This is a genomic window from Chryseobacterium sp. A321 (genome assembly GCF_054489265.1).
The window spans coordinates 385,719-399,174 of sequence record NZ_JBTMWZ010000001.1; the positions used below are offsets into that span (position 1 = coordinate 385,719).

Below are 13,456 nucleotides of genomic sequence, written 5' to 3' on the forward strand. Positions count from 1 at the left end.
ACCACCCTTATAAAGGATGGTTTTGCGTTTTAATAATTAGAAATTATAGTCCTAGCTCTTTTCTAACGAGCGCAGTTGCATCCGCTCCTGCTTTGTAGATTAGACCTGAGTTATTTGCATCAAAGACGAAATCCCATCCGTTGGCTTTGGCTACTTTCGTTACGGCATCGTTGAACTTTTTCTCAATTGGAGCGTATGCGACGTTGGTTTTATCCATTAAATCTTTCTGAGCTGCTTGTTGCAATTGCTCTAGGTTTCCTCTTAATTTGGCGAGCTCCTGGTTACGTTGCTCGTTAATCTGTTGAGTCTGCGTCGGCGCTTCTTTGCTGTATTTCTCAAAAAGATCGTCTGCTGCTTTCGCTTGCTTTTCTAGCTCAGCTCCTTTAGAGTTACGAAGTGCTAGTAATTGATCATCTGCTTTCTTCTTCTCTGGCATTAAATTTAAAACTGCTGCTACATCTAATGAAGCTATCTTCTGAGCTTTTGCTACCCCTACAGACATTACCATCATTACGGCCGCAAATAATACACTTAGTTTTTTCATAATAGGTCGTTAAATTATTTTAATTGTTGTTATTTACTTCTACTGATTTTAGATTGTGCGATTGCCTAAAAGTTAAATTCCCGGCAAATAAGATCGCAAATCTAATAATTTTTACTAATTAATTTTCATTTTTATTAGGATACTTTTTAAGAGTCCTATGCTCTATAAACAAGAACTATGCCTTGCCCCTCCTTTAAATCGTAACGTATTATTACAGAGACTGATTCATTAGGAAGTGAGTCTGCCATCCTGAAGGTTCGCTTGTACCAATAGGAGAATCAAATCCATAGGCGAAGTCAAATCCGATCAAACCAAAGGCACCCATATAAACCCGGATTCCTACCCCAGCAGAGCGCTTAAGCTGGAACGGATTAAAAGTACCCCATGAATTCCATGCGTTCCCTCCTTCCACAAATCCAAGTGCATAGATCTTTGCAGTTTGGTTTAGTGAAATTGGATAACGGAGTTCCGCGGACAATCGGCTGTAAATAGTCGCCCCTCCGTAAGGAGTAATGTCATATGGAGAGGAAGGCGTATATCCGGTCGTCGAAGCGTTTTCATATCCACGAAGTGGAATTAACTCACGTCCATCAAATCTTCCTCCAAAAAGTCCAGTCCCTCCTACGTAAAAACGTTCAAATGGAGGTGGCCCTAATTCTTTATTGTATCCATTCATAAAGCCCATTTCCGCTGTACTACGTAAAACCAGTTTCCCGATGACCGTATTGTAGGTATCTGCTTTCAATTTCACTTTATAGAACTCCATCCACTGGTATTTTTCAACCGGAGACATGCTTGAGTAATCTTTATCGCTTAACAAAGAGTACGGCGGTGTAAACTTCACAGTCGCCTCTATATTGGATCCCGTGGTCGGGAAGATAGGGTCAAAACCAGCAGAATTTCTAGAAAGTCCAATATTGAACGTGAAGTTCTTCGCGTTTCCATAGTATTCGGTCGTTTCCCCGAACTGGAATGGATAATTTTCAAAATTATAAGACTGGAACTGTACTCCTGTGTATAAAGAGAACCAATCGTCTGGCCAGCTAAGTCTTCTATTTAGTCCCGCATTTGCAGAGAAAATACCTAATTTCTGATCCATACCGAAGGAATCAGTATAATTTACTTTCGAGTAATTAACTCCTACAGACAATGCCGTAGGTTTACTTCCAAATAACCAAGGCTCTGTAAAGCTAATTCCATAATTCTGGAAATACTGTCCCGCTTGTGCTTGCACCGAGAAAGTTTGTCCATCCCCTTGCGGTACAGGTTTAAATTCTTTAAATCGGAGGAAGTTTCTAAGGGAGAAGTTATTGAAAGTTAACCCAAGAGTTCCAATAAAGGAGTTCCCTCCATATCCTGCCTGCAACTGAACTTGGGATGAACCTTTCTCAACCACCGTCCAATGCATGTCCACAGAATTATCCTGTGGGTTGGGAGATATGTTTTGACCGAGTTGTTGTGGGTCAAAATACGGAAGACCAGCAAGTGTGAAATAGGTTCTTTTAATCATCGATTTAGAGAACAAATCGCCTGGCTTGGTTTCGAGTGATCTTAAAATTACATGGTCATGGGTGGTCGTGTTACCCGACCATGTTACTCGGTTCCAAGAAGCTTTCTCACCTTCGTTAATACGGATTTCCAAATTAATGGAATCTCCGACAACCGATTTCTCCACCGGTACAACCTGGGAGAATAAATAACCATTATTTAAATAAAGGGACTTGATGTCGGTGTCGTCTTCCGCACCGCCGTCTTCGCCCACTTTCTTATTAAATCCGACCGCATCATAGATGTCGCCGCTTTTGTATCCAAGGAGTTTTTCTAATACCTCTGTGGAATACGTTGTATTGCCTAAGAAAGAAATGTCCCCAATGTAATATTTTTTTCCTTCGTTTAGTTTTACATTGACTTCAATGTCATTTTTCGGGTTTCTCCAAACAGAGTCGGACACGATTTGCGCATCTCTAAACCCTAAGGATTGGTAGTAGTTGATTAGATTTACTTTGTCTTCCTCGTATTTTTCCTTGATGAATTTAGAAGACTTCAGAATACCGCCGATTCCAAATCGTTTTTGCTTGGTTTCTTTAAACCCCTTCTTTCTTAATTTCGCATCGGAAACATTATCGTTACCCTCAAATTCAATGTGGGCAATTTTGATACGACGACCTCTGTCCACCTCGATGGTCCAGTCTACAAGTTCGGGATCGCTTGCATTGACTTTGTCTTGAATCGTCAATTTCGCATCGGCATACCCCTTGCCTACATATTCCAATGGGATTTTTGATTTGATGGAGGAAACCAAATCACTAGTGATTTTGGTGCCGGGTTTCAAATTGTAGTCCTTTACAAATTTTTCTTGCTTAGACTTTGTCACCCCTTTTCCTTCAAACTTAACTTCTCCAAGTTCTTTTAGATCTTCAAGCTTAAATCGAAGAACCACTTGTTCTCCCTCAATATTCTCCACATAGACTTCTACGACAGAGAAAATATTCTGCTCCCAGAGTCTTTTGATTGCGGAACTGATTCGCTGTCCTGGAATTTCTACCTTCTCATTCTTATTGAGTCCTGTAAAACGCAGAATCTGAGCCGGGGAGTATTTTTTTACACCGTCAATCACGATATCCTTCAGGAAATAAACTCCCTGTTGATCTTGCTCGGCTACCGCAGTATTTTGCTCCTGCGAACCGCTGGTGGGCGGTGTTTCTTGGCCATAAAAATAGGCCGAAGCCGCAAACATGATGATGGGTATGAATTTTAATCTCATCTTTATAATCTAAGTCTAATCTATATCTCTTTTATTTCTCGCTTTCTAGCTGTTCGCTGATCTTTCCGTATCTTCTTTCTTTGCATTGGTAATCCAAAATGCATTTAAAGAAGGCTTCTCGATCAAAGTCGGGCCAAAAAATATCTAAAAACTGAAGTTCTGCATAGGCAATTTGCCATAACAGAAAATTACTAATGCGAACCTCGCCACTGGTTCTTATTAAAAGGTCTACTGCAGGAAACGAGCGTGTGTACAAATGGTCTTCAAAAACGGCCTCTGTAATCTCACTAGAATCCAATTCCCCTTGCTTAACCTTTTCACTTATCGCTTGAACGGCGTTTAAAATTTCTTTCTGTGACCCGTAGCTTAAGGCAAGAATAAGATTGCCATTTTTGCTCTCTTTGGTCAATTCCATCATGGTTTCCAATTGGTCTCTCACGAGATCCGGCAATTTCTCAATTTCTCCAATCACATGAAGCCTAAGTCCTTTTGTGTATATGTTTTCCGCTTCTAATAGAAGGGTTTCTGACAAAAGATTCATCAAGCTGTTCACTTCAGACTTCGGACGATTCCAATTTTCAGAAGAAAAGGTGTAGAGAGTGAGGTAGGGAATCCCAATTTCATTGCATGCGTTTATTGCATCACGAACTGCTCGAACCGCACTTTGATGTCCAAAGGTACGCTGCTCACCGCGCTGTTTTGCCCACCTTCCATTGCCATCCATGATAATGGCTACGTGTTTTGGTAGTTTATTCAGATTTAGTTCGTCTTTATAACTCTTCATATTACTTCTACAGGCCTGCAATCTATTGCTTAAATCTTTACCTATCTTGGAAATCCTAATTCTATAAAGGATTTTACTTTCTGGACCAATCTACAAATTACTAGTTTTGCTTTGAAAGGGTCGTTAGAGTCCAATTCCAAATTTGTGCAAATATAAAACAATTTTACATTAACGAAATTCTTAATAGATAGTTAAATTAGACTAAATTCTTATAAAATTGACCTCATTTTGAGGCTTTAAAATCACAAGGGAATTATTTACTTCGAGATAAGGGAGATTTTACACTCCCCATCTTAGGATAGCTCATTCAAAAACCGTACGAGTCGAGGGCTTAGCTCTCCTCGTTTCGCCAGGTCATAATCTTTCTGTGAGCAAGCTAAATTGCTATGCATTTCCGACGCATTTCCAAAATACCAAAGTGAGGAAAACGTATCGCGATGGAACGCATACTCACCTTGCGGTGTAAGCACCCAAAATGTCTCGTAACTGCGATTTTTAGGATGAGAGGACTGGATGTTGATCCCTTCAATTAAATACCAAATCATTTGCGCAGCCAATTGAAGATTTAACTCGCTTTGTGAATCTAGTTCCAAATTGAACAGCCCTACGCTTTTGAGATTCTGAGATAGTCCTACTTCCTTCATCAAGGCGCACACTTCGCGGCGGTTCAGTCCATTCACCTGTGGGTGAATAGAGAACGGCGTACTAAAACTCTCTACCGCATCACAGTTTAAGGTCACTAGATCTGAACTACGCAAATACGGTTCGATCGATTCCATCCCGTTCATCATCTCGGCTAGTCTAACTTCTTGAAAATCCACTTCTTTTAAAAGGCTGACGCTGTCTAGTTGACTTAAATGCCTTTGGTAGCCTAAATGATGATAATTTTTGATTTCGAAGTGCTTTGATGCGAAAATCCGACTTAGAAAGTTCCTTTCGTTTATGGTATCCTCTTCGTTCTCAAGGGAGATATAGTTTGAAATTTGCGAGTAAGAAATCTGCTTTTGATGAAAATCAAGGGCACTGTAGAGCGAAAAGCTCAAATCAGTACTCCCCCCGATCACAATGGGAATGGTTTTATTATAATGGCACGCGGATAAAACTTCTTGCAAAACATAACTAGTATCCTCGCTTGATTTCCCTGAAATTAAATCCCCAAAATCGTACATGGGCACTTGAAAATCATGCGACGAGAGCTGAAATAACTCTTTTCTTAAAAAATGAAAATCACGGGCATGCGCTTTTCTTCCTGCCCCCCTGTAATCCGAGACGAAGAGTAATGCGATCCCTCCTTGAACGAGTTCATTTTGAAAAAGGCTTCCTAATTGCCACTTTTTGGTTCTAATTTCCCCAGGTGCGGCAATAAAATCTTGGTAATTCATAGCATGCAATGATCGAAGTCGAAATTTTAATAAAAACCCTCAGAGCTATGGCTCCGAAGGCTAGGTGTAGTTTTTCTTCTTATTTTGTTTTTGTACCTCCTTTCGCTGCGGAAGGTTTCTTTGCCGCCGTTTTTTTAGGAGCTGCCTTTTTGGCGGCGGGTTTCTTTGCAGCCGGCTTCTTCGCAGCCGCTTTCTTAGCTTTGAATGCACTTGGATCTTGTTCGGTGATCCATTTTTTCACTTGCTCGAGATCGACTTCTTTCAATTCTTCTTGAGAATATTTTTCGCCCTCATCGTTCTTTGGAATCTTGAAGTTTGCTTTTCCGAACTTAATAAAAGCGCCCCATCTTCCGTTTTCAATTGCAATCTTCTCTTCTTCCCACTGCTGCACATAACGATTGGCTTCCTTTTCTAGTTTTGCTGCAATTAATTCCTCGATATCGTCTTTTGATAGATTCTCAAAATCATACTTTTTGGGTACATTCACATACAGATCCTTGTACTTTAAGAAGGGTCCAAAACGTCCTTTGCCTTTGGTGACGGGTTCACCTTTGTAAGTGGAAACGGGCGCATCTGCAACTTTTTTCTCCTCTATGAGCTCTGTAGCTCTTTTCTGATCGATACTCAAAGGATCTTCTCCTTTGGGTATACTTATAAAGGTATCTCCCCATTTCACATAAGGGCCGAATCGGCCTACCGCTACACTAACTTCTTTCCCCTCAACCGGTTGAAGTGAGAACGGAAGCTTGAATAGCTCTAAGGCTTCTTCAAGAGTAATGGTGGCTATGTTTTGATTTGCCATCAAACTTGCAAACGTCGGTTTTTCTTCGTCGTCTGATTCACCAATTTGAATCATAGCTCCGTAACGCCCCATTCGCGCGTAAATCGGCTTGCCTGTTTTCGGATCGTCTCCTAATTTTCGTTCGCCTGTGGCGCGTTCTGCGGTTTCCTCTACATTCTCAATTCTGGGATGGAAAAACTGATAGAATTCCCCCATCATCGTTTGCCAAGGTTTTTGTCCGCCGGCAATTTCGTCAAACTCTCTTTCCACTCTCGCGGTAAATCCATAATCCAAAATTTCCGCGAAGTTTTGAGTCAAAAATTCATTGACCACTTCCCCGATATCGGTCGGAATAAATTTATTGCGATCTCCACCGTATTTCTCGACTAGGACTTCCCTAAAAATTTCTTTTTCAAGAGTGAGCCTTACGGCTTCTCTTTCCATCGGTTCTATTTCTCTTTTGTCGACGTATTCACGGTTTTGAATCGTCTGAATCGTCGGCGCATAGGTAGAAGGTCGACCAATGCCAAGTTCTTCTAATTTCCGAACCAAAGCCGCTTCCGTATACCGCGCAGAAGGTTTTGTATATTTTTGAGTGGCCGCTATTTGCGTGTAGGAAAGAAGCTCTCCAATGCTTACTCGCGGAAGAATTTTGTCATTCGTGTCTTCGTCCTCATCCTCATTTTTGTTAATTCCATACGCTTTTAGAAAGCCTTCGAATACGATTACTTCGCCTTGTGCTTCAAAATGGGGTGTCACGTCCACAGCCCCAATTTCAATAACTGTTTTCTCAATTTTCGCATTTGACATTTGCGAGGCAAGTGTTCTGCGATAAATTAATTGGTATAATTTATTGAGTTGTGCATCTCCTATGCTTTTAAGAGAAAAGTCCGTAGGGCGAATCGCCTCGTGAGCTTCTTGAGCCGAGGCTGATTTGGTTGTGTAGTTTCTAGGATTAGAATACTCCTCTCCAAATTCGGATATAATTTGAGCTTTCGCTCCATTTATTGCTTCTTGCGATAGATTCACACTGTCCGTTCTCATGTAGGTGATAAATCCTTCTTCGTATAGCCTTTGAGCAAGACGCATCGTCGAGGTCACATTGTACCCTAATCGAGAAGAAGCTTCCTGCTGAAGGGTTGAAGTGGTGAAGGGAGCAGAGGCCGAGCGAGTCCCCGGTTTCTTTTCTACATTAAGTACTTTGAATTCACTTCCTTTTGCTTTCTCTAGAAATTCAGAGGCAAGTTCTTCGTTTTTAAAATCCCCTTTTAGCTTTGCGGGCAATTCAGCTTTTTCTTTGGTTAAGAAATTTGCACTCAACTTATAAGAAGAGGCGGAATTAAATTCCCGTATTTCTTTTTCTCTCTCGACGACTAATCGTACGGCAACGGACTGAACACGTCCTGCAGAGAGTCCAGTTTTGACTTTCTTCCAAAGAACAGGGGACATTTCAAATCCTACAATTCTATCTAACACGCGTCGTGCTTGCTGTGCGTTTACAAGATTTTGATCAATGGATCTTGGGTTTTCTACCGCTTTTAGAATCGCATTTTTTGTAATTTCATGAAAGACAATTCGTCTTGTATTTTCACTTTTTAATTTTAGTTCTTGCGCAAGATGCCACGCAATCGCTTCTCCTTCGCGGTCCTCATCCGAAGCGAGCCAAACAATCTGTGCTTTTTTTACTGCAGCTTTTAATTCGCTTACTATTTTTTTCTTATCTGGGGAAACTTCGTAATCGGGAGTAAAGGTTTCAAGGTCAATACCCATTCCTTTCTTAGGCAGATCTCTAATGTGTCCAAAACTGGATTTCACCTCAAAATCACTACCAAGATACTTTTGAATGGTTTTTGCTTTCGCTGGGGATTCGACAATCACTAAATTCTTTGACATCCTCAATTATTTTTTGCAAAAGTAGAGTTTTTTTTACATTTGTCCGTTTTTCACTAGACAATTGCCCTTCAAGTTCACACTTGAGCCCTCTTATTTCCATAAGAAAGGATGTATTTCCCACTTTATTTTGGAGTAAAATGTCCTAAAACCCCTAAATTCGCAGTACCAATACTGCGAAAATTGAGAAATTTCATCAGAAATACAATTCAAAGCCAGAAAGTCTTCTATCGTTATTTTAGAAAGAAAGGCTTACGGCGCTTTTTCAAGGAAAACATTCTTCAAAGCGAAGGCAGTGCGAAAAACAAAGCGCAATCCATCGCTTTGGGAGTATTCATTGGTTTTTCTCCTTTTTGGGGACTGCATACGGTACTAGCCCTTAGCCTTAGTACACTTTTTAAAAGAAATAAAACGCTTGCTTTCATTTCTTCCCAAATCACAATCCCTCCTGCTATTCCCTTAATCTTGTATTTGTCTATGCTAATCGGGGGTCCTTTCGTGGGGTCCACCAAAAACTTTGATTTGTTTGAACTTAGCATCGAATTAGCCAAGCAACACCTACTTCAATACGTAGTGGGAAGTTTGATTCTCGCCACGCTTATGTCTCTTATCCTTGGGCTGCTTTCCTATTTTCTCATTCTAAAATTTAATCCAAAAACAAACCCTAAAGCTGCCTTCAAAAAACCAAGCCCGTAGCCCTTAAGAATTCACTAAAATTCCTTATATTCGCACACTTAAATTCAATGCAGATAATATTGACAATGAAGAAGTTTAACGAATATAAAAATCTTGATTTAACTTCCATCGCAAGTGGAATTTTAGAATCATGGGACCAGGAGCAAACGTTCAAAAAATCGGTTGAAATTCGTGACGGACAACCCGAATTTGTATTTTACGAAGGTCCTCCCTCCGCCAATGGGTTGCCCGGCATTCACCATGTCATGGCTAGAACCATCAAAGATATTTTCTGCCGCTTTCAAACGCAAAATGGCAAAAAAGTCTTTCGAAAGGCGGGATGGGACACCCATGGACTTCCGATTGAACTTGGTGTAGAAAAAGAACTTGGAATTACCAAAGAAGATATTGGAGTCAAAATCTCAGTAGAAGACTACAACGAGGCTTGTCGAAAAGCGGTGATGCGCTATACGGATGTATGGAATGACTTGACTCAAAAAATCGGCTATTGGGTCGATTTGGAGGATCCTTATATCACGTACACCTCTAAATACATGGAAACCGTTTGGTGGTTACTTAAAAACATATATTCCAAGGACCTACTTTACAAAGGGTACACCATTCAACCCTATTCGCCTAAGGCAGGAACGGGGCTTTCTTCCCATGAGTTAAATCAACCGGGAACCTATAGGGATGTCTCGGACACCACGATTGTGGCTCAGTTCCGAGTCAAACAGTTGAGTGAAAGTCTCTCCCATTTACAAAAAGAGACTCCCATAGACATCCTGGCCTGGACGACCACTCCTTGGACACTCCCTTCAAACACGGCTTTAGCCGTAGGAAAGGAGATCGATTATTTACTGGTAAGAACCTTTAATCAATATACTTTCGAACCCCTGACGGTTATTGTGGCAAAATCTCTACTTGCCAAAAACTTAGGAAAAAAATTCAAGGAATCTTCCTTAGAAGAACTTGAAGCCTACAAGAGCGAGGACAAAATCATCCCGTTCCATATTTCGGCAGAGTTCAAAGGGAAAGACCTACTTGGAACAAGCTATCACCAGCTCATCCCCTGGTTCCGTCCCGAAAATGACCCTGAGGATGCCTTTCGAGTTATTGAAGGTGATTTCGTAACCACGGAAGACGGTACCGGAATCGTGCATATCGCGCCTACCTTTGGTGCGGACGATAGCCGTGTCGCAAAACAAAATGGCATCCCACCGATGCTTATTCGAGATACAAACGACAATTTAGTTCCGCTCGTGGACTTGCAAGGCCGTTTTGTAAAGGGAGTTAAAGTTCCTGAAGTATTTGCAGGCAAATACATTAAGAATGAGTATTACGATGAAAACCAGGCGCCCGAAAAATCTTGGGACGTGGAACTTGCCATTTTACTTAAGACAGAAAAAAAAGCGTTCAAAGTAGAAAAATACACCCACAGTTACCCACACTGTTGGAGAACGGATAAACCGGTACTCTACTATCCACTCGATTCTTGGTTTGTAAAAATGACAGCTGTGAAAGAGCGTTTAGTCGAATTAAATACACAAATCAATTGGAAACCCAAGAGTACAGGAGAAGGACGTTTCGCAAACTGGTTAGAAAACGTGAACGATTGGAACCTTTCTCGTTCTCGCTATTGGGGCATTCCGCTTCCTATCTGGAGAACGGAGGATTCCAAAGAAGAAAAAATCATCGGTTCCATTGAGGAACTAAAACAGGAAATCGACAAATCCGTTGCTGCAGGATTCATGAATGAGAATCCGCTGGGTCAATTTGTTTCTGGGGATATGAGTGAAGAAAATTACCTGAAAGTAGATCTTCATAAAAATTACGTGGATCAAATTACGCTTGTTTCAGAAAGTGGAAGCCCTATGAAAAGGGAAAGCGATCTGATTGATGTTTGGTTTGACTCAGGTTCTATGCCGTATGCGCAATTGCACTACCCTTTTGAAAACCGGGAGCTTATCGACGAAAGAAAAGCATTCCCTGCTGATTTTATTGCAGAAGGCGTAGACCAAACGCGAGGTTGGTTCTATACACTTCACGCTATTTCCACCGCAGTCTTTGATAGTGTAGCCTATAAAAACGTTGTATCAAACGGACTCGTACTCGACAAAAACGGTCAAAAAATGTCAAAACGTTTAGGCAATGGAGTAGATCCTTTCAAAACGTTAGAAGATTTTGGTCCCGATGCGACGCGTTGGTACATGATCTCCAATGCAAATCCTTGGGAAAATCTGAAATTCGACCCTCAAGGTATTGAAGAAGTAAGACGTAAGTTCTTTGGAACTCTTTACAATACATACTCCTTCTTTGCTCTCTACGCCAATGTAGACAAATTTCAGTATAGCGAACAAGAAATCACAGACCGTCCAGAGATTGATCGATGGATCTTATCTGAACTTCACCTTCTGATCAAAGACGTGAAGTCCTACTACGAAGATTACGAACCGACCAAAGTGGCGCGTGCAATCAATACGTTTGTCAACGATAACTTAAGCAACTGGTATGTAAGACTTTGCCGTCGTCGTTTCTGGAAAGGTGAGTATTCAAACGATAAAATTTCAGCCTACCAAACCCTTTATACTTGTCTTGAAACAGTAGCTAAATTATCAGCACCCATCTCTCCTTTCTTTATGGACAGACTTTACCGTGACCTCAACAAGGTCACAGGGAAAAATCAGGCGCAGTCTATTCACCTTACGGATTTCCCGGTATACGATTCGAGTTTAGTGGAACAGGATCTAGTGGAAAAGACACATTTGGCCCAAAACATTACCTCAATGGTATTCTCCCTTCGTAAGAAGGAAAACATAAAGGTGCGTCAACCGCTAACCAAGGTGATGATTCCAGTTTTGGATTCGAAAACAAAATCTCAAATCTTAGCAGTTAGCGACCTAATCAAACAGGAAGTAAACGTCAAGGAGCTTGAACTTATAGATCCGAAGGAGGCGGGCGAACTCATTGTCAAACAGATTAAACCTAATTTCAAAACCTTAGGCCCTAAATTAGGAAAGGATATGAAAAAGGTAGGACAAGAAATTCAAGACTTCACCTCTGAGCAGATTCAGACCCTTGAGACCGAAGGAAAAACTTTAGTTTCAGGATACGAAATCAACCTTGAGGATGTGGAAATTTCCACCAAAGACATTCCGGGCTGGACCGTTACTAGTGATGCGAAATTGACAGTCGCTCTAGACTTAACCCTAACAGAGCAGTTGAAGGCCGAAGGTATTGCTAGGGAGTTCATTAACCGCATTCAGAACATCAGGAAGGATAAAAACTTTGATCTTACGGATAGAATTTCTGTAAAATTAAAAGCCGACGGCCCTTTCACGAGCGAGCTTCAGGCGAACTCAGAATATATTTCCGCCGAAGTATTGTCGGATAAAATAGAATTTGTAAATTCACTCTCAATTTTTGAGCAAATTGAAATCGACGAAATTCAATTTCAAGTAGAAGTGGAAAAATTAAAAGGATAATTGCGGGATGTCTTTTGGAAAGAACATCCTATTAACAAAAAAATCAAGCAACCATGGCAGAAGAAAGACAACGCTACAGCGATGCAGATTTGAAAGAATTCAAAGAACTCATTGTCGCAAAAATAAATAAAGCAGAAAAAGACTTAGGACTTATCAACGAGAGCTTTATCAACGATCAGAACAACGGGACGGATGACACCTCTCCTACTTTCAAAGCATTTGAAGAGGGAGCGGAAACCTTAAGCAAGGAGCAGAATGCAATTCTGGCCGGACGTCAAGAAAAATTCATCCGTGATTTAAAGCACGCGCTGATTCGTATTGAAAACAAAACCTACGGGGTATGCCGCGTGACTGGAAAATTAATTCCAAAAGATCGCTTAAGAGCGGTACCGCATGCTACATTGAGTATTGAAGCGAAAAACATGCAGCGCTAAAATTTCATTCTGTAAAAACCTGGACTATTTCCAGGTTTTACAGAAATACGCATTCAAACTCATTATGAAAAAAATCGCACTGATCACTTTGATTATTTTGGTCATTGACCAAGTTTCAAAGTTTTATATCAAAACTAATTTCCAACTTGGAGAAAGCAGTCCTGTTCTAGGGCTCGAATGGTTTCGAATTACCTTTGTAGAAAATCCGGGTATGGCCTATGGTTTTCACTTTGGAGGACTCCTTGGGAAATACTTTCTTGTCATTGTACGTCTCTTTTTAATCGGAGGTATGGTCTATCTCTTTAGTAAGTGGATCAAACAGGGAATGAATTCCAATTACCTACTCATCCCGATGGCAATGATTTTTGCGGGTGCAATCGGAAACTTAATCGACGGAATGTTTTACGGAATGATCTTCGACAGTGGCACGGTATACGACACTAGTATTGAGAGATGGATTGATTACGGTGGCGTCTCTGAAACCGTACCTTTTGGACAGGGATATTCTTCCTTCATGAAAGGGTGTGTCGTGGATATGTTTCACTTTCCCCTTGTCGATTGGCACGTTCCCGAAAGCTGGCCGCTGATTGGAGGAAAACAGATTGAATTTTTTAAATACATTTTCAATGTGGCCGATTCCGCTATTACGCTTGGTGCACTTCTTTTGTTAACCTTCCGTAAAAAAGCATTTCCAAACGGAATGGATTTCTAGGAAAT

General features: G+C 40.9%; 9 protein-coding genes. 4 read left to right on the top strand and 5 right to left on the bottom strand.

Annotated features, from left to right (window positions below):
• Window positions 1-43: 43 nt before the first annotated feature.
• From ACX3PZ_RS01885 to topA, 5 genes are all read right to left on the bottom strand, one after another.
• Window positions 44-544 carry an OmpH/Skp family outer membrane protein gene (locus tag ACX3PZ_RS01885; protein WP_459082531.1) on the bottom strand — a complete coding sequence of 167 codons (501 nt, stop codon included), beginning with the start codon at window positions 542-544 and terminating at the stop codon, window positions 44-46.
• 211 nt (window positions 545-755) lie between these two features.
• Window positions 756-3,308, bottom strand: a complete 2,553-nt coding sequence (locus tag ACX3PZ_RS01890; RefSeq protein ID WP_459111869.1) for a BamA/OMP85 family outer membrane protein — start codon at window positions 3,306-3,308, stop codon at window positions 756-758.
• A 31-nt stretch (window positions 3,309-3,339) separates the two neighbouring features.
• A complete protein-coding gene (gene uppS / locus ACX3PZ_RS01895; RefSeq protein ID WP_459082536.1) occupies window positions 3,340-4,092 on the bottom strand; it encodes a polyprenyl diphosphate synthase in 753 nt (250 codons plus the stop codon).
• A gap of 293 nt (window positions 4,093-4,385) precedes the next feature.
• Window positions 4,386-5,474 carry an arginase family protein gene (locus ACX3PZ_RS01900; protein ID WP_459111870.1) on the bottom strand — a complete coding sequence of 363 codons (1,089 nt, stop codon included), beginning with the start codon at window positions 5,472-5,474 and terminating at the stop codon, window positions 4,386-4,388.
• Window positions 5,475-5,553: 79 nt separating this feature from the next.
• On the bottom strand, window positions 5,554-8,148 hold the full coding sequence (gene topA / locus ACX3PZ_RS01905; RefSeq protein ID WP_459111871.1) for a type I DNA topoisomerase: 2,595 nt from the start codon (window positions 8,146-8,148) through the stop codon (window positions 5,554-5,556).
• A 180-nt stretch (window positions 8,149-8,328) separates the two neighbouring features.
• Between topA and ACX3PZ_RS01910 the strand changes: the two genes are divergently transcribed.
• From ACX3PZ_RS01910 to ACX3PZ_RS01925, 4 genes are all read left to right on the top strand, one after another.
• Window positions 8,329-8,841 (top strand): DUF2062 domain-containing protein, encoded by a 513-nt coding sequence (locus ACX3PZ_RS01910; RefSeq protein WP_459082543.1) that lies wholly within the window; start codon window positions 8,329-8,331, stop codon window positions 8,839-8,841.
• 65 nt (window positions 8,842-8,906) lie between these two features.
• Complete coding sequence (gene ileS, locus ACX3PZ_RS01915) at window positions 8,907-12,305, top strand: isoleucine--tRNA ligase (protein ID WP_459111872.1); 3,399 nt, start codon at window positions 8,907-8,909, stop codon at window positions 12,303-12,305.
• Window positions 12,306-12,358: 53 nt separating this feature from the next.
• Complete coding sequence (locus ACX3PZ_RS01920; protein ID WP_459082547.1) at window positions 12,359-12,739, top strand: TraR/DksA family transcriptional regulator; 381 nt, start codon at window positions 12,359-12,361, stop codon at window positions 12,737-12,739.
• Window positions 12,740-12,803: 64 nt separating this feature from the next.
• Window positions 12,804-13,451, top strand: a complete 648-nt coding sequence (locus ACX3PZ_RS01925; protein WP_459082549.1) for a lipoprotein signal peptidase — start codon at window positions 12,804-12,806, stop codon at window positions 13,449-13,451.
• Window positions 13,452-13,456 lie beyond the last annotated feature (5 nt).